At 64.6% G+C, this 25,586-nt stretch carries 25 protein-coding genes; 6 read left to right on the top strand and 19 right to left on the bottom strand.

The window, feature by feature from the left end; all coding sequences use genetic code 11:
- Window positions 1-254 precede the first annotated feature (254 nt).
- The 9 genes from phnN to EN745_RS08290 form a co-directional block, all read right to left on the bottom strand.
- A complete protein-coding gene (gene phnN, locus EN745_RS08330) occupies window positions 255-884 on the bottom strand; it encodes a phosphonate metabolism protein/1,5-bisphosphokinase (PRPP-forming) PhnN (RefSeq protein WP_189362992.1) in 630 nt (209 codons plus the stop codon).
- The gene (locus EN745_RS08325; RefSeq protein ID WP_127420985.1) at window positions 881-2,020 is read right to left on the bottom strand and encodes an alpha-D-ribose 1-methylphosphonate 5-triphosphate diphosphatase; all 1,140 of its coding nucleotides are present in this window, start codon (window positions 2,018-2,020) and stop codon (window positions 881-883) included. The genes phnN and EN745_RS08325 overlap by 4 nt, the downstream gene beginning before the upstream one ends.
- Before the next feature lie 50 nt (window positions 2,021-2,070).
- Window positions 2,071-2,778, bottom strand: a complete 708-nt coding sequence (locus EN745_RS08320; protein WP_127420984.1) for a DUF1045 domain-containing protein — start codon at window positions 2,776-2,778, stop codon at window positions 2,071-2,073.
- A 181-nt stretch (window positions 2,779-2,959) separates the two neighbouring features.
- Complete coding sequence (gene iolB / locus EN745_RS08315) at window positions 2,960-3,772, bottom strand: 5-deoxy-glucuronate isomerase (protein WP_127404892.1); 813 nt, start codon at window positions 3,770-3,772, stop codon at window positions 2,960-2,962.
- Window positions 3,773-3,786: 14 nt separating this feature from the next.
- A complete protein-coding gene (locus tag EN745_RS08310) occupies window positions 3,787-3,999 on the bottom strand; it encodes a DUF3329 domain-containing protein (protein WP_127420983.1) in 213 nt (70 codons plus the stop codon).
- Between the two features lie 66 nt (window positions 4,000-4,065).
- Window positions 4,066-4,980, bottom strand: coding sequence for a myo-inosose-2 dehydratase (iolE, locus tag EN745_RS08305; protein WP_127404893.1), 915 nt, complete (start codon window positions 4,978-4,980; stop codon window positions 4,066-4,068).
- Between the two features lie 41 nt (window positions 4,981-5,021).
- On the bottom strand, window positions 5,022-6,866 hold the full coding sequence (iolD, locus tag EN745_RS08300; RefSeq protein ID WP_126057078.1) for a 3D-(3,5/4)-trihydroxycyclohexane-1,2-dione acylhydrolase (decyclizing): 1,845 nt from the start codon (window positions 6,864-6,866) through the stop codon (window positions 5,022-5,024).
- 36 nt (window positions 6,867-6,902) lie between these two features.
- Window positions 6,903-8,831 carry a 5-dehydro-2-deoxygluconokinase gene (iolC, locus tag EN745_RS08295; protein ID WP_127420982.1) on the bottom strand — a complete coding sequence of 643 codons (1,929 nt, stop codon included), beginning with the start codon at window positions 8,829-8,831 and terminating at the stop codon, window positions 6,903-6,905.
- A 157-nt stretch (window positions 8,832-8,988) separates the two neighbouring features.
- Entirely contained in the window at window positions 8,989-9,834 is an 846-nt protein-coding gene (locus EN745_RS08290) for a MurR/RpiR family transcriptional regulator (RefSeq protein ID WP_189347856.1), read from the bottom strand.
- Window positions 9,835-10,084: 250 nt separating this feature from the next.
- On the opposite strand from EN745_RS08290, the gene EN745_RS08285 reads away from it, so the two are divergent.
- A complete protein-coding gene (locus EN745_RS08285; protein ID WP_127420981.1) occupies window positions 10,085-11,194 on the top strand; it encodes a Gfo/Idh/MocA family oxidoreductase in 1,110 nt (369 codons plus the stop codon).
- A gap of 368 nt (window positions 11,195-11,562) precedes the next feature.
- Here EN745_RS08285 and EN745_RS08280 read toward each other — a convergent pair whose 3' ends face one another.
- On the bottom strand, window positions 11,563-12,264 hold the full coding sequence (locus EN745_RS08280; RefSeq protein WP_126057082.1) for a YafY family protein: 702 nt from the start codon (window positions 12,262-12,264) through the stop codon (window positions 11,563-11,565).
- 126 nt (window positions 12,265-12,390) lie between these two features.
- Between EN745_RS08280 and EN745_RS08275 the strand changes: the two genes are divergently transcribed.
- Window positions 12,391-13,026 carry a LysE family translocator gene (locus tag EN745_RS08275; protein WP_126057083.1) on the top strand — a complete coding sequence of 212 codons (636 nt, stop codon included), beginning with the start codon at window positions 12,391-12,393 and terminating at the stop codon, window positions 13,024-13,026.
- Between the two features lie 93 nt (window positions 13,027-13,119).
- Here EN745_RS08275 and EN745_RS08270 read toward each other — a convergent pair whose 3' ends face one another.
- From EN745_RS08270 to EN745_RS08235, 8 genes are all read right to left on the bottom strand, one after another.
- Complete coding sequence (locus tag EN745_RS08270) at window positions 13,120-14,211, bottom strand: 3-deoxy-7-phosphoheptulonate synthase (RefSeq protein WP_127420980.1); 1,092 nt, start codon at window positions 14,209-14,211, stop codon at window positions 13,120-13,122.
- Window positions 14,212-14,299: 88 nt separating this feature from the next.
- On the bottom strand, window positions 14,300-14,434 hold the full coding sequence (locus tag EN745_RS37450; protein WP_281033003.1) for a hypothetical protein: 135 nt from the start codon (window positions 14,432-14,434) through the stop codon (window positions 14,300-14,302).
- A 229-nt stretch (window positions 14,435-14,663) separates the two neighbouring features.
- On the bottom strand, window positions 14,664-15,458 hold the full coding sequence (locus EN745_RS08260) for an SDR family oxidoreductase (RefSeq protein ID WP_126057086.1): 795 nt from the start codon (window positions 15,456-15,458) through the stop codon (window positions 14,664-14,666).
- Between the two features lie 31 nt (window positions 15,459-15,489).
- A complete protein-coding gene (gene iolG, locus EN745_RS08255; protein ID WP_127420979.1) occupies window positions 15,490-16,482 on the bottom strand; it encodes an inositol 2-dehydrogenase in 993 nt (330 codons plus the stop codon).
- Window positions 16,483-16,562: 80 nt separating this feature from the next.
- A complete protein-coding gene (locus tag EN745_RS08250; protein WP_126057088.1) occupies window positions 16,563-17,333 on the bottom strand; it encodes an ATP-binding cassette domain-containing protein in 771 nt (256 codons plus the stop codon).
- A gap of 2 nt (window positions 17,334-17,335) precedes the next feature.
- On the bottom strand, window positions 17,336-18,412 hold the full coding sequence (locus EN745_RS08245) for an ABC transporter permease (protein WP_126057089.1): 1,077 nt from the start codon (window positions 18,410-18,412) through the stop codon (window positions 17,336-17,338).
- Between the two features lie 115 nt (window positions 18,413-18,527).
- Window positions 18,528-19,469, bottom strand: a complete 942-nt coding sequence (locus tag EN745_RS08240) for a sugar ABC transporter substrate-binding protein (protein WP_126057090.1) — start codon at window positions 19,467-19,469, stop codon at window positions 18,528-18,530.
- A 312-nt stretch (window positions 19,470-19,781) separates the two neighbouring features.
- Entirely contained in the window at window positions 19,782-20,813 is a 1,032-nt protein-coding gene (locus EN745_RS08235; protein WP_126057091.1) for a LacI family DNA-binding transcriptional regulator, read from the bottom strand.
- A 177-nt stretch (window positions 20,814-20,990) separates the two neighbouring features.
- On the opposite strand from EN745_RS08235, the gene EN745_RS08230 reads away from it, so the two are divergent.
- From EN745_RS08230 to EN745_RS08215, 4 genes are read left to right on the top strand one after another with little or no spacing between them, the layout of a single operon-like run.
- Window positions 20,991-22,097, top strand: coding sequence for a fatty acid desaturase family protein (locus EN745_RS08230; protein WP_245455287.1), 1,107 nt, complete (start codon window positions 20,991-20,993; stop codon window positions 22,095-22,097).
- Between the two features lie 43 nt (window positions 22,098-22,140).
- Window positions 22,141-22,455 carry a MocE family 2Fe-2S type ferredoxin gene (locus EN745_RS08225; protein ID WP_126057092.1) on the top strand — a complete coding sequence of 105 codons (315 nt, stop codon included), beginning with the start codon at window positions 22,141-22,143 and terminating at the stop codon, window positions 22,453-22,455.
- 5 nt (window positions 22,456-22,460) lie between these two features.
- Entirely contained in the window at window positions 22,461-23,690 is a 1,230-nt protein-coding gene (locus tag EN745_RS08220) for an FAD-dependent oxidoreductase (RefSeq protein ID WP_127420978.1), read from the top strand.
- Window positions 23,691-23,738: 48 nt separating this feature from the next.
- The gene (locus EN745_RS08215) at window positions 23,739-24,545 is read left to right on the top strand and encodes a 3-methyl-2-oxobutanoate hydroxymethyltransferase (RefSeq protein ID WP_127404905.1); all 807 of its coding nucleotides are present in this window, start codon (window positions 23,739-23,741) and stop codon (window positions 24,543-24,545) included.
- A gap of 20 nt (window positions 24,546-24,565) precedes the next feature.
- Here the strand turns inward: EN745_RS08215 and EN745_RS08210 are convergent, their stop codons facing one another.
- A complete protein-coding gene (locus tag EN745_RS08210; RefSeq protein WP_127404906.1) occupies window positions 24,566-25,525 on the bottom strand; it encodes a DUF1402 family protein in 960 nt (319 codons plus the stop codon).
- Window positions 25,526-25,586: the final 61 nt, after the last annotated feature.

Genomic DNA, 25,586 nt, shown 5'->3' with positions numbered 1-25,586 from the left:
TACAAAACGAAGCCGCTCGTCCATGATGCCAGTCTCTCGCCAAACCATCGCCGGGTCCTCCGGCGAGGGAGAAAACTGTCACCTATGCAATCGGTCCATTCTGTTACCTATCTATCCGGTTCGGACATCAGCCCTTTCTCCCCGTCACAATACGGGGAGAAATGCCCGGCAGGGCAATGAGGGGCGGCGCCGACATCAACAAGTCTCGGCTCAACCTCCCACATGCAAGCCGGCATCACCTGAATCAATTCACCTCAGATCATGCTGGACAGATCCGAAAACGCCATCGCCTTGCGCAGCACCTCGGCGAAGCGCTCGCCGGCGATGTCCTTGGCGCCGCTGTTGTCGATCGAGGTGACGTCCGGTCCGGAGAGCGCGATGCTGGTGCTGCGCGCCAGGCGCGCCAGAACCTCGCCGCGCGATTCACGGCCGCGCGCCGCCAACCGCTCGGCGAGGATTTCCGGCGTGGCGGTGATCTCGACCACCGCCAGATTGGCGTAACGCTCACGCAGCGCCGGGATGACCGAGCGGGATACGTTCGCCACAGCGACATGGCCGTTGGCGACGGCCCAGTCGACATCGGCGGGCAGGCCGTAGCGCAGGCCGTGGGCATCCCAACACAGGGCGAAAGCGCCGTCGGCTTCAGCCTCGGCGAAGGCGGCGTCGGCCAGCGTGTCGTGGTCCTCGCTTGCCGCGTCGCTCGGACGGGTGATGACACGGCGCACGAATTCGAGCCGCGTCTCGTCGGCGAAGCGGCCCTTTGCATAGCCTATCACCGTGTCCTTGCCGGCGCCGCTCGGACCGACCACGGCGACGAAGACACCGTTGCGGATCGGGAACCTCTCGGCCGACAGTTCGCGTTCGAGCAAGGCCGAGACCATCATGCTACCCGGCGCCCCTGCCGCCAGATGGTGCGCACGACCGGCACATGATCGTCGACGCGCACGCGCACCAGATCGGCGCGCCGGCCCGGCTCGATGACGCCGCGATCGTCGAGCCCGACCGCCTCCGCCGGGTTCCTCGAGACCATGGCAACCGCCTGCGGCAGCGAGATTCCCTCGACCACGTCGCCGAGGAAGAAGGCCGACTGGATCAGGCTGAAGGGGATGTAGTCGGACGACAATATGTCGAGCAGGCCATCGCCGGCCAGCGTACGGGCCGAGACGTTGCCGGAATGCGAGGCGCCGCGCATGACGTTGGGCGCCCCCATCAGCACGCCGAGGCCGGCCGCCTTCGAGGCCCGGGCCGCCTCCTCCGTAGTCGGGAACTCGGCGACGCGCACGCCTTGCTCGATTGCTTCCTCGACGTGGCCGGCGGTGGCGTCGTCATGGCTGGCGAGCACGATGCCGCGCTCGTGGCAGGCGGCGGAGATGAAGACGCGGTTCGGGCCGGAATTCATGGCCGATTCCGCCATGCGCTTTTCGCAGAACTTCCGGAAGTCGCGATCGGAGAGCTTCAGCTTGCGCTGGTAGTAATAGGCATAGGTTTCGAGATTGACGAACTGGCGCTGTCCTGGCGCATGGTCCATCAGCGACGCCAGCTTCACCCGCTCGTCGGTCTCGAAATTGGCGAAGGCCTTCAGGCAGTCCGGCGCCGAGACCTCGCAGCGCAGATGGATGAAGTGGTCGGCCCTGAGCCGCTCCTGCTCGACGCTGTCCTCGATGGCGTCGGCAAGCTTGCGAATGTCGGCGGATGTGAGGTCGGCGTCCTCGTCCATGCCGACACGCAAGGCATCGAGCACGGTGGTGATGCCGGCGGTCGCCACTTGCGCGTCATGAGCAAGCACGGCGGCGATCGGATTCCAGCGCACCTTCGGGCGCGGCGCGTAATGGCCTTCGAGGTGGTCGGTGTGCAGTTCGACCAGGCCGGGAATGATGTAGTCGCCGCCCATGTCCTCGCCGGCGCGGGCAGCACCCGGATCGATGGCGGCGATCAGGCCGTCGCGCAGCACCAGCGAGCCCTCGACGATCTCGTCGGCAAGCACGATGCGGGCATTGGTGAGAACGGTCTCGGCGGTCATTTCAGGCAGTCCTTGGTAATCAGGCAGTTTGGTCTCAAGTAGTTTTTGCCTCAGGCAGTTTTCCGGGCCGAGCGGCGTCCCAGCGCGTGGTGGGACAGCACCATGAACGGGGCGCCCGGTTCGGTTTCGACGAACAGCGTCAGCGCATCGACCAACACCGGCCGCAGCAGCACTTCCGTGAACAGGCTGTCGATTGCTGCGCGTAGACGAGGGCTTTCCTGTGACGCGACGCGGCCGGACAGCGTCATATGAAAGCGGAAGGTCTCGAAGACGTAAGGGTAGCCCCATTGGCACAGGTTGCGGAACTCGTCCGGCTTCAGCGAATCGGGGCTGCGGCGCTCGATCTCGGCCTCGGTCAGCGGCGCGCGGAAGCGGTCGAAGGCGAGCACGACATCGCCGGCGAAGCGGTTGAGCGCCGGCACTGGCGCTTCCGGCACCAGCGCGAAGAAGCCGTCGATCTGGCCGACGACCAGGCGCGGGATGATGACCGCCTGGGTCCCTTCGGCAAAGCTGTCGAGCGCGGCGCGCAGAGAAGCCTCAGTCTCGTTCCCGGCCAGCCGGAATGGCGCCTTCAGCGTGGCATGGAAACCGTAACGGCGCGCCGAAGCGGTGTGGAAGGCAACTTCGGCCGCCGACAGCTCACCCACGGCCTCGACCGGCCGAGTGGTGGCGCCGAACGGGTCGCGTCCCAGCCAATTGGCGGCGATCCGCGCCAGCGGCTCGTCCTGGCTTGGGGTGAAATAGATGGCGTAGCGCATAAGAAGTCCTCGTCAGATCCGTTGCCATAGGTGATTTCCATGACGGATTGACGAAGCTTACGATGGTTTTCGATGGCAAATCGGCCAGGTAGGTCCTTAGCCGACGATTTTTCCATGCTGGACCAATGGCTTCAACCGGCCGCGAACCGGAAGCGATTCCGCTTGGCTGCAAAATGCTCAGTCAGGCCTTCATCAGCCATTCGTGCTCGGGCGCGTTGTGAAACTTCCAGGTGCGCTTCGGCCCGGCCATGACGTTGAGATAGTAGAGATCGTAGCCATGGCAGGCGGCGCATGGGTGGTAGCCCTTCGGCACCAGCACCACATCGCCGTCCTCTATCGCCATCGCCTCGTCCAGCTCGCGCTCGCCATTCCTGCCGGCGTCGGTATAGACGCGCTGGAAGGCAAAGCCCTGCGGCGGGTTGAGGCGGTGGTAGTAGGTTTCCTCGAGATAGGACTCCGCGGGGAGATTGTCCTGGTCATGCTTGTGCGGCGGATAGCTGGAGGTGTGACCGCCCGGCGTGATGACCTCGACCACCAGCAAAGAGTCGGCCGGCTTGCCTTCGGGCAGAATGTTGGTGACGTAGCGCGTGTTGGTGCCCTTGCCGCGCACCTCCTGGCCGAGATCCCGCGGAGCGATGACGCGGGCCGGCAGGCCGCCGCCAAGGCCGGGAGCCGAGCAGACGGCGAGTTCCAGCTCGGTGTCAGCGGTCACCGACCAGTTGGACCCCTCAGGCACATAGACCGACCAGGGCTTGCCCTCGAAGGGCGACATGCGCTCGCCGAGCAGGCCGAGATCCGTGCCGGCGGCGGACGCCTTGCCCTTGCCGGTGACGAAGACCAGGCAGACCTCGCGGTCGGCCGTTTCACCCGAAGCCGTCTCGCCCGCTTTCAGCCGATGAAGATCGAAGCCGACATAGGTCCAGCCGGCGCTTTGCGGCGTGACGTGGGCGACGCGGCCGTGGCCCTTGTCGGCCTTGACGAGCAGTTTGGACATTTTTGTCTCCTCAATCATTCCTTCGGTTCGGCCGGAGGCTTGGCCTCTTCGGCCGGCTTGTAGAGATAGAAGAACTGCCAGACGGCATAGCCGGCGAAGCCGAGCGCGATAACGCCCCAGAAAGGCGTGCCGGAAGCGAACTCAATCACCGACCAGGCCAGGCAGACAGCCACCACGGCGATGCGCCGCCACAGCGGCCGGAAGAACGGGTGCTCATGGTCTTTCATCGCGCGCCAATCCCGGATTTAGCCAAAGCGCATCAGATAGACCGAGCGCCCTGACTAATCCACCGTTCAGGCCGGAAAACCCTGCGTCTCGACCGTGTAGTCGGCGGCCGTCATCACCCGCATCAGCTCCTTGTAGCCGACCTGCGCCATCCTGAGCGGTGGATTTGCCTTCGGGTCCTGCTCGGCCTCGACCACGAACCAGCCTTCATAGCCATGGTCGGCAAACCGCTGCACGATGGCGCCGAAATCCAACGAACCGTCGCCCGGAACGGTGAAGGCGCCGAGCGCCACGGCATCGAGGAAGGACTGTTTCGTGCGGTCGAGCTTGTCGATCACGCCCATGCGCACATCCTTCACATGGACGTGGTTGATGCGCTTGTGGTGGTTGTCGATGGCGCGCAGCACGTCGCCGCCGGCAAAGGCGAGGTGGCCGGCGTCGAGCAGCAACGGAATGCCTTCGCCGGAATGGCGCATGAAGGCATCGAGCTCCGGCTCGGTCTCGACGACCGCCGCCATGTGATGGTGGTAGGAAAGCGGCATGCCCTGCTCGGCGCACCATTCGCCGAATTCGGTCAGGCGCCTGCCATAGGCCTTCATCTCGTCACCGGAGAGTTTCGGCTTGGTGGCGAGCGGCTTTGAACGGTCGCCCTGGATGGAGCGGCCGACCTCGCCATAAACGATGCAGGGCGCGTTGACGGCCTTGAACAGGTCGATCATCGGTTGGATGCGGTCCTTGTTCCTGGCCATCTCCTCATCAACCAGCGTGCCGGAGAACCAGCCGCCGCACAGCGTGACGTCCGCCTCTTTCAGGATCGGCAGCATCACCTTCGGATCGTTGGGGAAGCGGCGGCCCATCTCCATGCCGGTGAAGCCGGCCGAGCGCGACTGGCGCAGACACTCCTCCAGCGACACGTCATCGCTCAGTTCCACGAGATCGTCGTTCCACCACGCGATGGGGGACATGCCCAGTTTGGCTTTCAAGTCGTCACTCCAATGTCGGTTCGTTGCGAGGCAGACGCGGCTCAGCCCTGACGGCTGCCCACGGCTTCCTCATATTTCTTGCGCGCCGCATTCACCTGTGGCCGCGACGAGACCTCCGGCACGGCGACATCCCACCAGTGGCCGCCGGCTTCGGTCGACACCAGCGGATCGGTGTCGATGACCAGCACGGTGGTCTTGTCATTGCCCTTGGCCCTGGCGAGCGCCGTCTCCAGTTCGGCAATCGACGCCACCTTCTCGGCCGTCGCGCCGAGGCTTGCCGCATGGGCGGCGAAGTCGACATCGGGCATCACCTCGTGGCGGGCGTCCTTCAGGAGATTGTTGAAGTTGGCGCCGCCGGTCGCCATCTGCAGCCGGTTGATGCAGCCATAACCGCGGTTGTCGAGCAGCACGATGGTGAGCTTGAGGCCGAGCATCACCGAGGTCGCTATCTCGGAATTGAGCATCAGGTAGGAGCCGTCGCCGACCATGACGACGACCTCCTGGTCGGGCTTCGCCATCTTGACGCCGATCCCGCCGGCTATCTCGTAGCCCATGGTCGAGAAGCCGTATTCGGCATGGTAGGAACCGGGCGCGCCGGCCTGCCAGAGCTTGTGCAACTCGCCGGGCAGACCGCCTGCCGCATGCAGCAAGGTGACGCCTGAGCCCATGGCGCGCTGCACGGCGCCGATCACTTGCGCGTCGGACGGATAGGCGGCATTGGTCGAGGCCGTCACCTTGGCGGCGGCAGCCTGCCACTCCGTCTTGCCCTTCAGGGCATTGTCGGTCCAGGCGGCCGGCGCCTTCCAGCCCTTGAGCGCAGCGGACAGTTCCGCCAGCCCTTCGGCCGCGTCGGCGACCAGCGGCAGCGCCCAGTGCTTGCCGGCATCGAAGACCTGCGTGTTCAGCCCAATGATGGTGCGGCCGGCATTCTTGAACAGCGCCCAGGAGCCGGTGGTGAAATCCTGCAGCCTGGTGCCGACGGCGAGCACGACATCGGCCTCTTCCGCCAGCCGGTTGGCGGCGGAGGTGCCGGTGACGCCGACCGCGGCCATGTTGAGCGGATGATCATCAGACAGCGAGGATTTGCCGCCTTGCGTCTCGCAGACCGGGATGCCGGCGCCCTGCACCAGCTTGGCCAGTTCGCCCGAGGCCTGCGAATAGAGGACGCCGCCGCCGGCAATCACCAACGGCTTCTTCGCGCTCTTCAGCGCCGCGACGGCGGCGGCCAGTTCGTTGCGGTCCGGACGAACCCGGCGCGGCGTCCAGAGGCGCTCGGCAAACAGGCTTTCGGGATAATCGTAGGCCTCGGCCTGCACGTCCTGGCAAAGTGAGAGCGTCACCGGGCCGCATTCGGCCGGGTCAGTCAGCACCTGCATGGCGCGGTTGAGCGCCGGGATGATCTGCTCCGGTCGCGTGATGCGGTCGAAATAGCGCGACACGGCGCGGAAGCAGTCGTTGACGCTCGCCGTGCCGTCGGAAAAATCCTCGGCCTGCTGCAGCACCGGATCGGGCAAGCGGTTGGCGAAGACATCACCCGGCAAAAACAGGACAGGCAACCGGTTTACGTGTGCCAGGGCTGCCGCCGTCACCATGTTCAGCGCACCGGGACCGATCGAGCTGGTCGCGGCCATGAAGCGGCGGCGGAAATTGGCCTTGGCATAGGCGATCGCCGCATGCGCCATCGCCTGCTCGTTGTGGGCACGGAAGGTCGGCAATCCGTCGCGCACCTGGTAGAGCGCCTCGCCGATCCCGGCGACGTTGCCATGACCGAAGATCGCCCAGACGCCGCCGAAGATCGGTACTTTCTGGCCGTCGATCTCGGTCATCTGGCGCGACAGGAAGCGGGTCACGGCCTGCGCCATCGTCAGGCGAACGGTCTTCGTCATTTGTCGTTTCCTCCGGCTTTCGTTAGCGCCGTTTTCTCATGCTGCCTTGCGGCCGCGCGCGGCAAGCCACGCCTCGGTCAACTGTTCGAAGCGAGCAGCCATGTCGGCCACCGCCTCCTCATCCGACATCTTGCCGGCCAGCCATTGTTCGGCGGCGTTGATGAAGATGGTGCGACCGACGGCAAAGCCCTTGACGATCGGTGCCTTGGCGGTAGCGGCAAACGCCGCGACCAGCTCGTCCTGCGGCGCCTCCAGCCCGAGCAGCACGACACCGCGGCACCATGGATCGTTCTTGACGATCACCGCCTCGATCTTGGCCCAGGCGCTTGCGGATGCCTGCGGCTCGAGCTTCCACCAGTCGGGCTTGATGCCCAGCGCGTAGAGTTCCTCCAGCGCGCGCGGAATGGTGGTGTCGTCGAGCTTGCCGTGCTTGCCGGCGATGATCTCGACGAGAAGCTCCCTGCCCACTTTCCGCGCGGCCTCGAACAGGCTGCGCAGCTTCTGCTGCTGCTCTAGCTTCAGCGCCTCGGGGTCGTCCGGGTGGTAGAAGCACAGGCATTTGATGCAGTGCTCGACCGGCCAGTCGATTAGCTGCGAGCCGATGTCTTGCGAGAATTCGAAGCGCAGCGGTCGCGAGCCCGGCAGCTCGACCGGACGGCCAAGCCAGGCGAAGGGATGGCGGGCGAATTCGAACATGGCGTCGCGGCCGTATTTCTCGTCGAGCAGCATGCCGTAACCGGCGCGGCCGGCGGCGACCCTGGCCGCCGCCTTGACGGTCAGCACCTTGAAATCCTCGATGCGCGCGACATCGGCACCGGCCTTGGTGGCGACGTCCTCGAGCTGGATTCGATGGTCACAGGCGAGCGCCATCAGCGAGGGAACATCGCGCCGGCGCGTCGTCGCCCAATGGATGTGGTTGATGGCCTCGTCCTTGCGCAGCGCCAGATGATTGCTGCCGTGCTTGAGGAAGTACTGCAATTCCTCGAAGGTCGGATATTCCGGCGCGCAGAGCAGGCGCGACACCGCGAAGGCGCCGCAGGCATTGGCCCAGGTCGCAGCCGTGGCAAAACTTTCACCGCCGAGCCAGCCGCGCAGGAAGCCCGACATGAAGGCATCGCCGGCGCCGAGCACGTTGTAGACCTCGATCGGGAAGCCCTTGCCGACGACGCCGTCCTCGAGGTCGTCGCTGATCGGCCCGTCATAGACGATGCAGCCCATGGCGCCGCGCTTGAGCACAATGGTGGCCGAGGACAAGGAGCGGATGGTCTTCAGCGCGCTCAGGCAATCGTCGGCGCCCGAGGCGATCATGATCTCCTCTTCAGTGCCGACGATCAGGTCGCAATCGGGCAGCACCGTCTTCAGCTGGGCCGAGACGCGGTCCGACTTGACGTAACGCTCGAAGCCCTCGGCATGGCCGGCGAGGCCCCAGAGGTTGGGACGGTAGTCGATGTCGAAGACCACCTTGCCGCCCTTGGCCTTCATGATGCGGATCGCCTTGCGCTGCGCGGCATCGCTGTTCGGCCGCGAGAAATGCGTGCCGGTGACGACGATCGCGCGGGCAGAGGCAATAAACGCCTCGTCGATATCCTCCTCGGCCAGCGCCATGTCGGCGCAGTCTGAGCGGTAGAAGATCATCGGCGAGATGCCTTCGTCCTCGACCGAGAGCAGCACCAGCGCGGTCAGCCGCTCCTTGTCGGTCTTCAGCCCATCGACCGAGACGCCTTCACGCTTGAGCTGCTCGCGGATGAAGCGGCCCATCTGCTCGTCGCCGACGCGGGTGAGCAGCGCCGAGCGCAGGCCGAGCCTGGCGGTGCCGACGGAGATGTTGGCCGGGCAGCCGCCGACCGATTTGGCGAAGGAGGTGATGTCCTCCAGCCGTGAGCCGATCTGCTGGCCATAGAGATCGACCGAGGCGCGACCGATGGTGATGACGTCGAGCGCTTTCGCTTCCACGGCTTCGCCCATTCGAACCTCCCATCGGCCTTATTGTCTTGAGCAACCCCGTTTTGGGGTACACGCGCGAGCGGCAGCGTGAACGCCTGAATTATGAAATAATAATTCCAATCTGTAGTCAAGATGGAATGAGCATTCCCTAGCCGAAAAAGACTGCAGGCCGAGCCGTTCAGCCCTTGCGCTTGCGGCCCGTGTCGCGCCGCTTCTCGCCGACTGCGACGGTCAGCGCCATGGCCAGCGCCATGGTCGCCGACAGCGAGCGGAAGCCGGCGAAATCGGCCTCGGCGACCTCGAACCAGACCTCGGCGAACTGGGCCAGCGGCGAGAACGACGAGTCGGTGATGGCGACGATCGGCACGCCCTGTTCGGAAATGGAACGCGTCTCTTCGATGGTCGCCGGCGCGTAAGGAGAAAAGCTGATGGCGATGACGGCGTCCCTCGGCGTGGCAAAGCCGATCATCTCGGCGTTCAGCCCGGCGGCCGACTCGATCAGCTGGTTGCGGATCTTGAGCTTGCCAAGCGCGTAGGCGATGTAGGAGGCGACCGGGTAGGAGCGGCGCTTGGCCAGCACATAAATGGTCTCGGCCTTGGCCAGCAGCGCGATGGCCTCCTCGAAATGCGGTTCGTTCAGCGTGCGCGAAATGTCACTCAGCGAGGTACTGGCGGCGGCGACGAAACCGTCGAAGATCGCCCGGTGGCCGGCGCCTTCCTCGGCCTTGGCGCGCAAGGCGGCCAGCCGCTCGTCATAGGAGGAATTGCGTTCGCGCAGGCGCTCGCGGAACACAAGCTGCAGGCTGGTGAAGCCGTCGAAGCCAAGCTGCTGGGCGAAGCGGATCAGCGTCGAGGGCTGGACGCCGGCGGAGGCGGCGATGCTGGCAGCGGTGCCGAAGGCGATGTCGTCGGGATTGTCGAGCGCATAGGCGGCGATCTGCGCGATGCGCTTGGGCAGGCTCTGGCGCCGCTCCAGGATCGTCGCGCGCAGCGTCTCGAAATCGCGGGGAACCCGTTCGTCCATCGTCGCTCCGCCCACGGCCATACCGATAGTTCCCTCTCCTGCCTCATCATAGCGACTTCACGCAAGAACGCCATAAAAAATGATTTGGACATTCCATTCCAAGCGGAAATGGATTAATTCATCCACGCGAAATTCTTCCCCATAACGGTTCCTGGAAACGCAGAACCGTTCTAGCTGTTTGTTGACGCAATTCCGGACGGAAAGCCGTTTCTTACTTTTCCTGGAATTGCTCTGGCGCGGAGACATCCAAATGGTCGGAGTGGGCCTCATCGGCACGGGTTTCATGGGCAAGTGCCATGCCATCGCCTGGAGCTCTGTCGCCACCGTGTTTCCCGACGTGGCCAAGCCGAAGCTGGTGCATCTCGGCGAGGTCAATGACGAGCTTGCCAAGCGCAAGGCCGGTGAATTCGGCTTCGCGAAAGGCTCCGGCGACTGGCGCGCCGTGGTCGACGACCCGGAGGTCGAGATCGTCTCGCTGACCACGCCCAACCAGTACCATCCGGAAATGGCCATCGCCATCCTCGAAGCCGGCAAGCATCTCTGGTGCGAGAAGCCGATGGCGCCAGGCTTCACGGAAGCCGAGGCGATGGCAGAGGCGGCCGGGAAATCCGGCAAGGTGGCGGCGCTCGGCTACAACTACATCCAGAACCCTGCCATCCGCCATATCGGCGCGCTGCTCGAGGAGAAGATCATCGGCGAGGTCAACCATCTACGCATCGAGATGGACGAGGACTTCATGGCCGACCCCGAGGCGGCGTTCTTCTGGAAGCACGAGGCGGCGTCGGGCTACGGCGCGCTCGACGATTTCGCCGTGCATCCGCTGTCGCTGATCAAGGTGCTGTTCGGCCGCGTCGGCCGCGTCATGTGCGACATGGCCAAGCCTTATGCCGACCGCAAGGTCGCATCCGGGGGGCGCCGCGCGGTCGAGACCTACGACATCGCCAGCGTGCTGATGCATCTCGAGAACGGCATAGCCGGCACGCTGCTGGTCAACCGCTCGGCCTGGGGCCGCAAGGGCCGCATCGCCATCCAGATCTTCGGCTCGAAGGGCTCGATCCTCTACGACCAGGAGAGGTTCAATGAGTTCCAGCTCTACCTGACGGCCGACAGGCCGACCGAGCAGGGCTACCGCACGATCCTGGTGGCGCCGCACCACAAACCTTACGACGCCTTCGTGCCGGCGCCGGGCCACGGCCTCGGCTTCAATGACCTCAAGATCATCGAATGCCGCGAGCTCCTGCTGCGGCTTGCCGGGAAGCCGGCGAGGATCATCGACTTCGACGAGGGGCTGGAGATCGAGCGCACCGTGCATGCGATGGCGCGCTCGTTCCAGGAACAGCGCTGGGTGAACGTGCGGTAATTTCACGTCGTTCGCCGACGCGAAGAAAGGTTGCTGGCTTTCCCGCGAACCTTCGCAAACATTTGCGATTGGACGCAGCTTTCCGACTTCGTCATCCTTGGGCGTAGCGACGCGAAGCGGAGTGAAGACCCAAGGATCCATGCCGTTACCTCGGCCGAAGGATGCAGCGGCGCAGAATTCTGCACCGTCGCAACGCTTCAACGTCACGGCATGGATCCCATGGTCTGCGCCGCGTCGCTTCGCTCCTTGCTCCGCCATAGGATGACGACCTGATGGGCGTTTCGGCCAATCTCCGAGGGTTCCGAGATACCAAGGTAAGCACAACGCGACAGGTCGGAATTTCCGCGGTACGTATCTTGAGATCCCTCTCAGGCGCTCGCAGCCGATTCGTTGATCTCCCAGCCGTCCACCCAGACCTGCCGCAGCCGGTCGCCTTCGCCCTTGAACCATAGGCCCGCCAGCCGGCAGTCCTCGATGCGGTCGCTGCGGAAGTTGCGGATGGCCTGGCGCAACTCGCACCAGGCGACGATGTTGGCGGTCTCGGCGTAGTAGATGAGCGCGACAGGCCGGATGATGCGCTTCGTGTTGCGGCCCGCTTCATCGCGATATGAAAGGTCGAGCTTCTCCTCGTCGCGAATGGCACGGCGCACCAAGGCAAGATCGACCGCCGAAGCCGAAGGCGCTGCAAAACCCCAGGCGTGCAGAGCATTGGCGTCGAGCGCATGGCGCAAGGGCGGCGGCACCGCGCCGGCGATCTTGGCGCTTACGCGCTTGGCGGCCTGCTTGAGCTCGTCGTCGCCGGTGCGCTCGAGCAGGGCCAGCGACAGCACGATCGCCTCCATCTCCTCGATCGAGAACATCAGTGGCGGCAGGTCGAAGCCCGGACGCAGGACGTAGCCAATGCCGCGCCCGCCCTCGATCGGAACGCGCATCGCCTGAAGTGCCGCGATATCGCGATAGATCGAGCGCACTGTCACTTCCAGCTGTTCGGCAATCATGGCCGCCGTCACCGGCTGCCTAGCCAGCCGCAGGATCTGGATGATCTCGAACAGGCGCGAGGCCTTGCGCATTTCCTTACCAGCTCCGAACGCAACTGACACATCCCCGTCAGTTGCGATGAACTATAGGGCCGCTTACCGGCTTGAAAATCAATAGATTCATTGGCGCCTTGCGGGGCGCGGCGACAGGCAACTGACATGGGCTATGCGGAAAATCTCTGGCTCTTCTTCATCCTGCTGTTCGGGATCATCGCCGTGCCTGGCATGGACATGCTGTTCGTGCTGGCCAATGCGCTGACCGGCGGCAGCAACAGAGGCCTTGCCGCGACCGGCGGCATCATGCTGGGCGGCATTGTGCACACGCTGAACGGCGCGATCGGCGTCGGCCTGCTCATGCATTTCGTACCGATCCTGTTCACGCCGCTGCTGGTCGCCGGCGCCGCCTACATGGCCTATATCGGCATCACGCTGATGCGCAGCTCCATCACCATCGGCCAGGACGGGCCTTCCGGCAGCCGTTCCGCCTGGAAGGCGTTTCGCCAGGGGCTGATGACCTGCCTGATCAATCCGAAGGCCTACCTCTTCATCCTCGCCGTCTATCCGCAGTTCCTGAAGCCGGATTACGGCCCGATCTGGATGCAGGCGACCGTCATGGGGCTGATGACGATCGCCACGCAGGCCGCCATCTATGGCGGGCTCGCGGTTACCGCCGGCCGCAGCCGTGAGCTACTGGTCGCCAACCCGCAGGCGACCGTCCTTGCCGGTCGGGCGGCGGGGCTGCTGCTGTTCGCGGTCTCGGTGTTCACCGCCTGGGAGGGATTGAGGGCGGCGTGAGCCTCAAGGGCCCACGCCGAGTTCCTTCCAGCATCCCGCATCCGTCTCGGCGCTGCGCGTCCGATCCACCTTCTCCCAGAGGGGAGTAGGAAGTCAGGCCGCGCCCTGCCGGGTCGCCAGCATTTCGCGTTTCACGGACCGGCGCCATTCGACCGCGCCGGCAAGCCCGTGCAGCACCGTCTCGGTGGTCGCCCAGTCGATGCAGCCATCGGTGATGCTCTGGCCGTAGGTGAGCGGCTTGCCCGGCACCACGTCCTGGCGGCCGGCGACGAGGTTGCTCTCGATCATGACGCCGATGATGCGCTCGTCGCCGGTCGCCACCTGGCCGGCCACGTCGGCCGCCACCTTGGGCTGGTTCTCCGGCCTCTTGCTCGAGTTGGCGTGGCTGACATCGATCATCAGACGCGGCGCGACCCCGATGCGTCCGAGTTCCGCAGCGGACGCGGCGACGCTCGCCGCGTCGTAGTTGGGCTGGATCCCGCCGCGCAGGATGACGTGGCAGTCCTCGTTGCCGGTGGTCGCCGCGATCGCGCTCCGCCCGCCCTTGGTCACCGCCATGAAATGATGCGGCTGCGCGGCCGATTTCACCGCCTCGGCGGCGATCCGAAGATTACCGTCGGTGCCGTTCTTGAAGCCGACCGGGCAGGAGAGGCCCGACGCCAGCTCGCGATGGATCTGGCTTTCGGTTGTGCGCGCGCCGATGGCGCCCCAGGCGACGAGGTCGGCGATGTATTGCGGCGTGGTCATATCGAGGAACTCGGTCGCCGCCGGCAGGCCGAGATTGTTGACGGCGGCGAGCACGTTGCGCGCCATACGCAACCCCTTGTCGATGTTGAAGCTGCCGTCGAGGTCGGGATCGTTGATCAGACCCTTCCAACCGACCGTGGTGCGCGGCTTCTCGAAATAGACGCGCATGACGATCTCGAGCCGGTCGGCAAGGGCTTCGCGCAGCGCCGCCAGACGGCTGGCGTAGTCCATCGCGGCGACCGGATCGTGGATCGAACAGGGGCCGACGATGACCAAAAGCCGGTCGTCGGCACCCGTCAGGATCGAATGGATGGCGTTGCGCGACGCGGTAACGGTGCGCGTCGCCGTCAGCGTGCGCGGTATCTCGCGCATCACCTCTTGCGGCGTGCTCAGTTCCTTGAGGTCGGTGACCCGAAGGTCGTCTGTGGTGGTCAACACGGCTTTCTGCTCCTGGTTAGGAGACCTGCCGGCTGAAACAAAAAAGCCGCCAGGTCTGGCGGCTTGTCGGACTGTTTTGCTGCAATCTTCAGATCGAGCGCAATCCTCCCGCCGCCAGCGAGCTACCGTAGCTAAAGTACCAAAACGAGGCGGTCAGGTGGATCATGCGGCTCATATAGTCGAAGCCGAAGCGTTTGTCACGTGTCGTGTTGTAGCGGGCCAATTGGCGAAACCGTTGATGACGGCGCCCCTCTCCCCGTCACTATACGGAGAGAGGATGCCGGAAGGCAGGTGAGGGGCGGCGCCTACGGCAGAAAGACAAGGCCAGGCGGAGATATCGGCCTTCAACCTGAGTTTGGACCCATAGCTGTCAAAGTCGGCGCTGCCCCTCATTGCCCTGCCGGGCATTTCTCCCCGTATAGTGACGAAAGGGCTGGCCGCAGCGCCGGCCCTTACTCGCCGATCACGCCGGCGACGTTCTGGTCATAGTCGACCAGCGAGCCGGTCATGACGCCGGCCTGCGGGCTCAGCATATAGGTGATCAGCCGGGCAAGCTGCGCGGGCTTGACCAATTGGCCCATCGGCTGCGCGGCCTCGGCCTTTTCCAGCCAGTCGTCCGGCGCGTCGTGCCACTTCTTCTGCACGATCGCCTCGCCCTCTGTGTCCATCCAGCCGGGCAGCACGGCGTTGCAGCGGATGCGGTTCCTCCGATAGGAGCTGGCGACATTCTTGGTCAGCGTCATCAGCGCGCCCTTGCTGGTCGAATAGGGCGTCAGGAAGGACTGTCCGGCATGCGCCGACATCGACAGCACGTTGACGATCGAGCCCGGCGCCTTACGCGCCAGAAGATGCGCGACCAGGCCCTGCATCAGGAAGAAGGGGCCGCGTACATTGGTGTCGAAAATCTGGTCGAAGACGTCCTCTGTCGTTTCGATAAGCGAGCCGCGCGCCGAGGTGGCGGCGGCGTTGACCAGCGCGTTCAGCGTGCCGAAATGCGCGATCGCCGTGTCGACAGCGCGCTTGCAGTCGGCGACCCTGGCGACGTCGGCGCTGATGAAGATGGCGTCGACGCCGCCCTTCTTCAGCGCCGCGACGGCCTTGTCGCCCTTCTCCTGCGAGCGGCCGACCAGCGCCAGCGCGCGGCAGCCCTCGTCGGCCAGCGCCTCGGCGACGGCGAAGCCGATACCTTGCGCGCCGCCGGTGACGATGGCGCGCGTTTCCGAATTGCGACCGGCCAAACCGCTCATCGCTGTTCTCCTGTGTTCGAATTCAAAAAGCTCAGTCGACGCGAACAGTCTTGCCGGTCTTCGCCGACTTCAGCGCGGCGTCCGCAAGCTTCAGCGCCACAAGGCCGTCCGTTCCGCTTGGCGCCGCCTTCTTGCCCTTGGTTGCCGCGCCGATGAAGGCGGCGATCTCGTTGGCGTAGGCGTCGAGGTAGCGGGTCATGAAGAAGTCGTGCAGCGGCGGGCGGGGGTAGCCCTTGTCGTTGGCAAGCTCGATCGACACCGGCCGCTGGTTCTCGGCGGCGACCATGCCCTTCGAGCCGTGCACCTCGATGCGCTGGTCGTAGCCATAGGTGGCGCGGCGCGAGTTGGAGATGACGGCCTGCTTGCCCGACGCGGTTTCCAGGATGACGCTGACCGAGTCGAAATCGCCGGCCTCGCCGATCTTCTTGTCGACCAGCACCGAGGCATGGGCGCTGACCGCCACCGGCTCCTCGCCGAGCAGGAAGCGCGCCATGTCGAAATCGTGGATGGTCATATCGCGGAAGATGCCGCCCGAGCGGGCGATGTACTCGAGCGGCGGCGCGCCCGGATCGCGCGAGGTGATGGTGACCATCTCGACCGCGCCAATGGCGCCGTCATCGATCGCCTTGCGCACGGCGGCGAAATGCGGGTCGAAGCGGCGGTTGAAGCCTACCATCAGCGTGGCGCCGGCCTTCTCGACCACGGCCAGGCATTTTTCCACGCGCTTGAAGTCGAGGTCGATCGGCTTCTCGCAGAAGATCGCCTTGCCGGCCTTGGCAAAGCGCTCGATGAGGTCGGCATGGGTGTCGGTGGGCGTGCAGATGATGACGGCGTCGATGTCCTTGGCCTTCTCGATGGCCTCGATGCTGCGCACTTCGGCGCCATAGGCCGAGGCCAGATCGCTCGCCGCCTTCTCGAAAGCATCGGCAACGGCAACCAGTTTTGCGTCGGGATTGGAGCCGACGGCGCGGGCATGGACCTTGCCGATGCGGCCGGCGCCGAGAAGAGCGAAGCGGATAGTCATGAATTGTCCTTTGAGGTGGTTCTAAAACATGTCCGCGCCTCTAGGCGCGGACGATCTGGTTGGTCCCGTCGTGACGCCCGTCAGGCCGCCTGGAGCTCCGCCTGCCCGGTCTTGGCGCCGGTGATGTAGGCGACGATGTCGTTGCCGTCGGTGTCCTGCTTGCGCAAATTGGCGACGATCTTGCCGCGCCGGAAGACGACGATGCGGTCGACCAGGTCGAACACCTGGCGCATGTTGTGGCTGATCAGGATCAGCGGTTCGCCATTCTCCTTCAGCGTGCGGATGATGTTTTCGACCTGCGCCGTCTCCTGCACGCCAAGGGCCGCCGTCGGCTCGTCCATGATGATCAGCTTGGAGGCGAAGGTCGCGGTGCGGGCGATCGCCACGCACTGGCGCTGGCCGCCCGACATGTGGCGGATGGTGCTCGAGAGGTTCGGGATCTTCACCGCGGTGCGGACCAATGCCGCCTCGGTCGCCTTGCGCATGAATTTGCGGTCGAGGATCGAGAAGGGGCCGAGATTGAACAACACCTTCTCGCGGCCGAGGAAGAGGTTGGACGGCACGTCGAGATCGTCGGCGAGCGCGAGGTTCTGGAACACGGTCTCGATGCCGGCCTCGCGCGCCTCGATCGGCCCGGCGAAGTTCACTTCCTTGCCGTCGAACCAGACCTTGCCGTCGGTTCGCTGCTCGACGCCGGTGATCTGGCGCACGAAGGTCGACTTGCCGGCGCCGTTGTCGCCCATGATGGCGACATGCTCGCCCTTGCGCAGTTCGAAGTTCGCGCCTTCGAGAGCATGCACGCCGCCATAGCGCTTGGTCAGGTTTTCGGTCTTGAGAACGATGTCCGACATGGTCAAGCTCCTATCGCGCGGCGACGCTGGCGCCATTGATCGAGAACCACCGCGCCGACGATGATCACGCCCTTGACCATCTCCTGGTAGTAGGCGTCGAGGCGCAGGAAGGTGAAGCCGGAGATGATGACGCCGAAGATCAGCGAGCCGATGACGGTGCCGATGATCGAGCCGCGGCCGCCCGACAGCGAGACGCCGCCGATGACCGCCATGGCGATCGCATCGAGCTCGTACATCACGCCCATGCCGGCCTGGGCGGTGAGGTTCTTGGAGGACAGCACCACCGCGGCAACGGAAGCGAGAATGCCGGCGATGACATAGACCAGCACCTTGTGGTTGGCGATCTTGATGCCGGACATGCGTGCGGCGTCCTCATTGGAGCCGATGGCGTAACAGTGCTTGCCGTATCTGGTGTAGCTCAAGATGAGCTGGAACAGGATCGCCAGCGAAATGAATATGATAACCGGCATCAGGCCCTTGCCGATGGCGGCGAAACTGTCGGTCGGAAACGAGATCGGTTGACCCTTCGACCACCATTTGGCGATGCCGCGCGCGGTGACCATCATGCCGAGCGTGGCGATGAAGGGCGGGATGCGCGTATAGGCGATCAGCGCACCGTTGATCAGGCCGGCGATAAGGCCGCAAGAGATGGCGACGAGCAGCGGGACGATCACGGGCAGGTCGGTCCAGCCCTGCGCCAGGAACATCGCCTTGGGGTTCGGGTTGCCATTGACCGTCGCTACCTGGGCAAAGCTCATGGCGATCATCGCCGTCGCGCCGACGATCGAGCCCGAGGACAGGTCGATGCCGCCGCTGATGATCACCTGCGTCACGCCGATAGCGATGATGCCGACGATCGAAACCTGCAGGATGATGATCTGCAGGCGGGCCTCGTTGAAGATCCGGCCAACGTCGCTGCGGGTGTTGAACAGGAAGCTGTCACCAAGAAAGATCCGGCCGATCAACTCGAAGACGACAACGAGAATTACCAGCGCCAGGAAAACGTTGAACTCGGCCGGCCATGCGCGTTTCTTCGCATCGTAGGTCAGCCCGCCGACGCCATGAGATGTCTGTGCCACGTGTTTTCCTCCGTCGGCCGCGTTCGCCCTCCCGCCGGTTCGGGCGGTGAGGGAAAATGGGGAGCGGCGCCGTTGTTATGATTTGATGCGCCGCTCCGTTTAGCCTAGCGCAGCCTCAGTTCTTCTTCAGGAACTTGTCGATGTTGGCCGGCGTGACGAGTTGGAACGGGATATAGACCTTGTGTTCCACCTTCTCGCCCTTGGCGAGCTTCAGCGCGGCGTCCAGCGCGCCGGCGCCCTGGCCAGCGGCGTCCTGGAACACCGTCACGTCGAGATCGCCCGCCTGCATTGCGGCAAGCGCGTCCTGGGTGGCGTCGACGCCGCCGACGACCACCGACTTCATGTCGATGTTGGCGGCCTTCATCGCCTGAATGGCGCCGATGGCGCTTTCGTCGTTGTTGGCGATGACGCCATCGAAGGGCTTGCCGGCCGACAACCAGTTGGTCATCAGGTTCTGGGCCTCGTCACGCTTCCAGTTCGAGGTCTGCTTGTCGATGATCTTGATGAAGCTGCAGTCCGGCGTAGCAATGACTTCCTCGATGTCCTTGGTGCGCTGCACCGCGGCCTGATTGGAAAGCTCGCCCATGATCACGTAGACATTGGCTTCCTTCTTGCCCGCTTCCTTGAACAGGCGGCAGGCTTCCTGGGTTTCCAACGTGCCGGATTCAGCCTCGTTCGAGGCGACGAAGGCTTGGTTGTCCGGCAGCGTATCGACGTTGACCGGCTCGCGGTTGACATAGACCAGCGGGATCTTGGCCGCGGCAGCCGCGTCCGACATCGCCTGGGTGGCCGAGGTATCGACCGGGTTGACGATGATGGCGTCGACGCCCGAGGCGGCGAAGTTCTTGATCTGGTCAAGCTGCTTGGCGACGTCGTTCTGCGCATCCTCGACCTGCAGCTCGACACCGCTCATGCCCTTGGCCTGCGCGATCATGCCGTTGCGCAGAACGGTCAGGAAGTTGTCGTCGAAAAGCGCCATCGAAACGCCGATCTTGGCGGCGAAGGCGGACGAACTCATAAGCGCCGACAGCGCGACGCCCAAAAGCAGTTTCTTCATTGTATTTCTCCTCCACATTGGTGTCCGGCTGCACCGATCTTTTGCCCGGAATCCCCGATCTCCCGAGGAATCTCTCCCGCTTTCCATTCCGGTTCCGGAGGGCGCCCTTTGCATGATGGAACGCCAAGTCCCCTGTTTGAAACAGATGTTCCGGAACGAAAGAACCAAAATACCCAGTTCGTGAAATATTTATTCCATTTCAGGCGGCGGCGTCAAGGGCGAATCGGAAGCCGGGCGCCGGATTTTCGGACTCGCCTGATAGATTCTATCATTTCGCCTGGCCGGCGCGCCGGCACGTGGATTGCCGTGCGGCTAGATGTTTTCCGGCAGATAGATGTCGAATGGCAGGAAGGTCTGGCCAGGCGCGTTGGCGGCGCCGGCCTCGATGGCATGGGCCATCAGATCGACAAGTTCGCGGCAGAGCGCGGCGAGTGGCGTGGAGATCACCATGGTGAGGATGTTGTCGGCGAGTGCCGCGCGCGATTCTGCGTTGATCTCGTTGCAGACAACGACCGGCATATGCGCGGGCCGCGCTGCCCGCAGCGCCGAGACCGCGCCTTCCATGCCACCGCCGGCGACATAGCAGCCGGCGAGGTCCGGATGCCGGGCAAGGAGATCGATCATCGCATCGTGGGTCACCTGGTTCGCTTCCAGGTTGACCAGAGTCTCCATTACGATGAATTCCGGGGCATGCTCGCGGAAGAAGGAGCGGAAGCCGATCTCGCGCAGTTCATGGCCATGGAAGCGGTGGCTGCCGACGAAAAGGGCGACCTTGCCCGGCTTCCTGGCCGCCTTGGCGATCATCCAGGCCGCGGTGCGACCGACCTTGCGGTTGTCGAGGCCGACATAGCCCTCGCGGATGCCGGCGGCGAAGTCGGACAGCAAGGAGAACACCGGCACATTCCTGGCCTTCAGGGCCTCCACCGTCGCCGTCAGCGTCGGGTGGTCCGGACCGACGACGGCCACGGCCCTCGATTTCGCGGCCAGCCTGCGTGTCTGGGCGGCGATCTCGTCGGCGGCTAGCGACGCGGCGAAATCGATCGTCGCGACGCCGCGAAAGCGCTGCGATTGCGAGACTGCAAGTTCCAGTTCCCGCGCGAAATCGCCGTAGAAAATATCATTGCCTCGCAACAGCAGAAAGCCCAGGCGGTATTCCGGCAATTCCTGGCGCATGCGCTGCCTGATCAGTCCCGCGGCGTGATAGCCGATCTCGGTCGCAGCCTCATAGACGCGGCGCGCCGTTTCCTCCTTTACCGGCAGGCGGTTGTTCAAGACGCGATCAACGGTGGCAACGCTGACACCGGAGACGCGTGCCAGATCGGTAATGGTCGGCCGCTTTGCCATGAGCACTCCCTCGCTTGCCGACTCAGTTTACCTCGTCCTGATATGAAATGATAGAAACTATCTTTCTGATATTGAGACTATCATGGCTTGGGGCTATTTTGCATTTCGACGCCGACCGTGCACCCGCCCCACCGCTTTACGCGAGGGCCGAGCCGCGAGGTGCTGATGGAGGAAGCGATGACGGCAATGATGGACGCGGCGCCATCCCGGCGCGACTACAGCCTGGTTGGCCGCGACGCCAGGCTGGCGGTGGAGAATGGTCTCTCGGCGGCCGAGTGGTACCACACCGACATCCCGCGCAAGCAGATGAAGGAATTGATGCAGCGCTCGGACCAGCCGGCGATCCGCGACACCGTCATCTGGCTCGGCGCCTTGGTCCTCAGCGCCGCCGGCGGCGCCTGGTTCTGGGGCACGTGGTGGTGCGTGCCGTTCTTCTTCGTCTACGGCACGCTTTACGGCTCCTCGACCGATTCACGCTGGCACGAATGCGGCCACGGCACCGCCTTTCGCACGCAGTGGATGAACGACGCCATCTACCAAATCGCCTGCTTCATGATCATGCGCAACCCGGTGACCTGGCGCTGGAGCCACACGCGCCACCACACCGACACGATCATCGTCGGCCGCGATCCGGAAATCGCCGTGATGCGGCCGCCGGACCTGATCCGCACGGCACTGGCCTTCGTCGGCGTCCTCGACGCCTGGCGCGCGATGAGCGACATGCTGCGCAACGCGGCCGGCAACATCAGCGCGGCGGAAAAAACCTTCATTCCCGAGCAGGAGCAGCCGAAGGCGATCCGCATCGCCCGCATCTGGGCGGCGATCTATGCCGCCACGATCGCGTCGGCGTTCTATTTCGACTCGTTCCTGCCGCTGATGCTGGTCGGGCTGCCCAGGCTCTACGGCGCCTGGCATCACGTCATGACCGGCCTGTTGCAGCATGGCGGCCTTGCCGACAACGTCATCGACCACCGCCTCAACAGCCGCACCGTCTACATGAATCCGATCAGCAGGTTCATCTACTGGAACATGAACTACCATGTCGAGCACCACATGTTTCCGATGGTGCCCTACCACGCGCTGCCCAGGCTGCACGAGTTGATCAAGCATGACCTGCCGGCGCCGACGCCGTCGATCCTGGCCGGCTACCGCGAGATGATCCCGGCCTTCCTGCGCCAGCTTCGCTACGAGGATTACTTCATCAAGCGGGAGCTGCCGCCGACGGCCCGCCCCTATCGCGAGGATCTGCACAGCGATCATCCCACGGCTGCAGCGGCCGAATGACCGGCCGAGGCGCGCCGAACAATCCAATTCGCCGGAGGACGACATGAGTGACTGGGTCGAGGCCTGTGCGGCCGGAGACATCGACGAGGAAGACGTCATGCGGTTCGATCATGGCGGCCGTACCTTCGCCATCTATCGCAGCCCGGATGACGAGTATTTCGCGACAGATGGGCTGTGCACGCATGAGAAAGTGCATCTGGCGGGCGGACTGGTGATGGACGACATCATCGAGTGCCCGAAGCACAATGGCCGCTTCAACTACAAGACCGGCGACGCCAGGGGCGCCCCGGTCTGCGTCAACCTCAAGACCTATCCGGTCAAGGTCGACGCCGGCAAAGTCCTCATTCAGATCGGGTGATCGCGATGTCCGGGGGAATGGTCATCATCGGCGCCGGCGAATGCGGCGGGCGCGCCGCGCTCGCCTTGCGCGATCTCGGCTTCGAGGGCGCGGTGACGCTGATCGGCGACGAGCCGCATCTGCCCTATGAACGGCCGCCGCTGTCGAAGGAGGCGATGACCGGCGAAGTGCCGGCGATCAAGGCGATCACCAGCGAGGAGCTTCTGGCCGAACGCTCGATCCGGCACATCCGTTCGGTCCGCGCCGTGGCGATCGACCGCGCCGCGCATGCGGTTCGACTGTCGGACGGTTCTTTGCTTCCCTACGACAAGCTGTTGCTGGCGACCGGCTCGCTACCGCGCAAGCTGCCGATGCCGGGGCTGGGCGAACGCTGTGTCTATCTTCGGACCTTCAACGACGCTCTGGCCATCCGCGCGCATCTCAATCCAAAAAGCCGCGTCGCCATCGTCGGTGGCGGCTTCATCGGGCTGGAGCTTGCCGCTTCGTCGCGCAAGCTCGGCGCCACGGTCACCGTCATCGAAGCGCAGCCGCGCATCCTGATGCGCGGCGTGCCGGCCGAGATCGCCGCGGCAATCCACGCGGCGCATGAGGCGGAAGGCGTGATCATCCTCGCCGGCCAGGGCATAGAAGCAATCGCCGATGACGGCAAAGAGGTGCGCATCACGCTTACCGGCGGACGACAAATCGCCGCCGACCTCGCGGTGATCGGCATCGGCGCCGTGCCGGTGACCGGGCTTGCCGCGGAAGCAGGGCTTACGATCGACAACGGCATCGCCGTCGATGCCGAGCTGCGCACCGCCGACCCGGACATCTTCGCCGCCGGCGACTGCTGCTCGTTCCCGCTTGCCGTCTATGGCGGCCGCCGCGTGCGGCTGGAAGCCTGGCGCAACGCCCAGGAGCAGGGCGCGCTGGCGGCGAAAAACATGCTCGGCGCCGGCGAGGCGCATGCGTCGGTGCCGTGGTTCTGGTCGGATCAGTATGGGCTGACCCTGCAGATCGCCGGGCTTTCCGACGAGGGCAAGAGCATGGTGCGCCGCGACCTCGACGACGGCGCCTTCATCCTGTTCCACCTGGCGGACGACGGACGGCTGGTGGCGGCGAGCGGCATCGGTCCGGGCAATGCGGTGGCGCGCGATATCCGCCTGGCGGAAATGCTGATCGCCAAGCGCGCGGCGCCGGCGCCCGCGGCGCTCGGCTCGCAAACGGTCAAGCTCAAATCGCTGCTGGCGGCGTGAGGCTTCGGAAGGTGCCGGCATCTCGTGCGGCATGAGGGGGATCAAGAAATGGCACGCAACAGACCGACGGTCGCCGACCTGCAAGCGCTGAAGGGCAAGCGTCAGTTGTCCAAGCTGCGCGTCTTCTCGCTGGAAGAAGCGGAAGCCGCCGAACGCGCTGGCATCGACATCATCTCGGTCACCTATGACCTGATCTTCGACCCGCGTTTCCGCGACGCCGCGCCGACCTGCTTCGCCATTCCCGGCGACGAACAGGCCAAGATGGGCGCCACCACCGACGATATCCTGCGCACAGCGGTGAAGCTGCGCGCGGCGAGCGCCGATGCGATGTACTGCTCGGCCAGTTTGCAGACGATCCGCCGGCTGCGCGACGAGCACATCCCGGTCTGCGGCCATGTCGGCCTGGTCCCGGCGCATGCGACCTGGACCGGCGGCTTCAAGGCGGTCGGCAAGACCGCAGAGAGCGCCGCTTTCGTCTGGAAGCAGGTCAAGGACCTCGAGGCGGCCGGCGTCTTCGCCGCCGAAATCGAGGTGGTGCCGGCCGAGGTCGCCAGCGCGATCTCGCGGCGCACGCCGCTGATCATGATCTCGATGGGTGCCGGCGCCGGCTGCGATGCCCAGTATCTGTTCTCGGAAGACGTGCTCGGCACCAATCGCGGCCGCTATCCGCGCCACGCCAAGCGCTACCGCGATCTCGCGGCGGAGTTCGACCGCATTCAGAGCGAGCGCATCGCCGCGTTCCGCGAATATGCCGCCGACATCCAGTCGGGCGCCTATCCGGAACCGCGCCACATGCTCGAGGCGGACGCGCTGGAATTGCGCAAGTTCGAGGCGTTCCTCGACGCGGAAGGCTAAACAGCCCGAACCCGAGGCGGCTAGAACAGCGCCTTCAGTTCGTCCAGCTTGTCGTTGACCAGCCAGCCGTAATAATTTTCCTCGGGCAGCTTTTCCGGCTCGCCGGCGGCGCGACGCTTGTCGTTCTCGGCCTTCAAAGCAGAGGCGCGCTGCTCGGGATTGCCTACATTGTAGAGCGTCGCCGTGAGGCCGGGATTGTCGGAGATGTCGAAGCCGGCAATGCTCTTATAGGCATCGATCGACGTCCTGATCGTCGCCGCGACATAGGCCAGCGTCAGGTCCGGATCCATGATGGTCTTGTAGACCGTGTTCGGATCGCCGACGTCGAGCTTCGGCAGTCCGGAAACCTTGTGCACGAGATCGCTCATCTGCAGCGCGGTCAGCGGATTGAGCTGGCCGAGGCCGAAGGTCTGGCCGGCATAATAGGGCTGGAAGAAGGTGGCGCCGAAACGGTCGTTGGGGAAGCTTGTGCCGCCAACGCTCTTGCCGCGGAAGGAATGGTTCCAGACCTGCTCGCGGCATTCCCACAGATCGTAGCTGTCGGTCATACCGGCGCATTTCTTGAATTCGGGGCGCTGGACGAAATCGCTGATGTCCTCGCCGTCATAGGCGAAGGAGAGCTTGCTCGACAGATAGGAGATCGCCTTGACGTAATAGGTCTGCAGCCGGTCGTAGGCGTCGACATTGTAGGTGTGCTCGCCGACGATGGCGCCGACGATGTGCATCGGGTCGATGCCATAGGCGGCAGCCTCCTTCCTGATCTTGGCGCGCAGCTCGGCGTCGCTCTTCAGCAGCGCGTAGACCTTGCGATATTTGGCCTGGAAGGTGGTGTTGGTGGCTTGCGTGCGCCGGCTGGAGGCGCCCGGTATGTCGGGCTGGACGGCGTTGCGGTTCCCCGGCGGCACCAGGGTCTGCGCGTTGGCCACGGCCACAGCCGCCGCCATAGCCAGGCCGAGAAGGAGAAGAAGCCGTCTTTTCATACGCCGCCGCCCGTCAAGGCGCCCTGCCGGAACGATCCGGCAAGGCGCCTTAAGTGTTTTC

It is taken from the genome of Mesorhizobium sp. M4A.F.Ca.ET.022.05.2.1 (genome assembly GCF_003998845.1).
GTDB lineage: Bacteria > Pseudomonadota > Alphaproteobacteria > Rhizobiales > Rhizobiaceae > Mesorhizobium.
This window is presented reverse-complemented; position numbering and strand designations above follow the sequence as displayed.

Bases quoted from the DNA above. Each gene is read 5' to 3' on its own strand.
- phnN (WP_189362992.1), bottom strand. From the start codon at position 884: ATGATGGTCTCGGCCTTGCTCGAACGCGAACTGTCGGCCGAGAGGTTC.
- EN745_RS08325 (WP_127420985.1), bottom strand. From the start codon at position 2,020: ATGACCGCCGAGACCGTTCTCACCAATGCCCGCATCGTGCTTGCCGAC.
- EN745_RS08320 (WP_127420984.1), bottom strand. From the start codon at position 2,778: ATGCGCTACGCCATCTATTTCACCCCAAGCCAGGACGAGCCGCTGGCG.
- iolB (WP_127404892.1), bottom strand. From the start codon at position 3,772: ATGTCCAAACTGCTCGTCAAGGCCGACAAGGGCCACGGCCGCGTCGCC.
- EN745_RS08310 (WP_127420983.1), bottom strand. From the start codon at position 3,999: ATGAAAGACCATGAGCACCCGTTCTTCCGGCCGCTGTGGCGGCGCATC.
- iolD (WP_126057078.1), bottom strand. From the start codon at position 6,866: ATGACGAAGACCGTTCGCCTGACGATGGCGCAGGCCGTGACCCGCTTC.
- iolC (WP_127420982.1), bottom strand. From the start codon at position 8,831: ATGGGCGAAGCCGTGGAAGCGAAAGCGCTCGACGTCATCACCATCGGT.
- EN745_RS08290 (WP_189347856.1), bottom strand. From the start codon at position 9,834: ATGGACGAACGGGTTCCCCGCGATTTCGAGACGCTGCGCGCGACGATC.
- EN745_RS08285 (WP_127420981.1), top strand. From the start codon at position 10,085: ATGGTCGGAGTGGGCCTCATCGGCACGGGTTTCATGGGCAAGTGCCAT.
- EN745_RS08280 (WP_126057082.1), bottom strand. From the start codon at position 12,264: ATGCGCAAGGCCTCGCGCCTGTTCGAGATCATCCAGATCCTGCGGCTG.
- EN745_RS08275 (WP_126057083.1), top strand. From the start codon at position 12,391: ATGGGCTATGCGGAAAATCTCTGGCTCTTCTTCATCCTGCTGTTCGGG.
- EN745_RS08260 (WP_126057086.1), bottom strand. From the start codon at position 15,458: ATGAGCGGTTTGGCCGGTCGCAATTCGGAAACGCGCGCCATCGTCACC.
- iolG (WP_127420979.1), bottom strand. From the start codon at position 16,482: ATGACTATCCGCTTCGCTCTTCTCGGCGCCGGCCGCATCGGCAAGGTC.
- EN745_RS08250 (WP_126057088.1), bottom strand. From the start codon at position 17,333: ATGTCGGACATCGTTCTCAAGACCGAAAACCTGACCAAGCGCTATGGC.
- EN745_RS08240 (WP_126057090.1), bottom strand. From the start codon at position 19,469: ATGAAGAAACTGCTTTTGGGCGTCGCGCTGTCGGCGCTTATGAGTTCG.
- EN745_RS08235 (WP_126057091.1), bottom strand. From the start codon at position 20,813: ATGGCAAAGCGGCCGACCATTACCGATCTGGCACGCGTCTCCGGTGTC.
- EN745_RS08230 (WP_245455287.1), top strand. From the start codon at position 20,991: ATGACGGCAATGATGGACGCGGCGCCATCCCGGCGCGACTACAGCCTG.
- EN745_RS08225 (WP_126057092.1), top strand. From the start codon at position 22,141: ATGAGTGACTGGGTCGAGGCCTGTGCGGCCGGAGACATCGACGAGGAA.
- EN745_RS08220 (WP_127420978.1), top strand. From the start codon at position 22,461: ATGTCCGGGGGAATGGTCATCATCGGCGCCGGCGAATGCGGCGGGCGC.
- EN745_RS08215 (WP_127404905.1), top strand. From the start codon at position 23,739: ATGGCACGCAACAGACCGACGGTCGCCGACCTGCAAGCGCTGAAGGGC.
- EN745_RS08210 (WP_127404906.1), bottom strand. From the start codon at position 25,525: ATGAAAAGACGGCTTCTTCTCCTTCTCGGCCTGGCTATGGCGGCGGCT.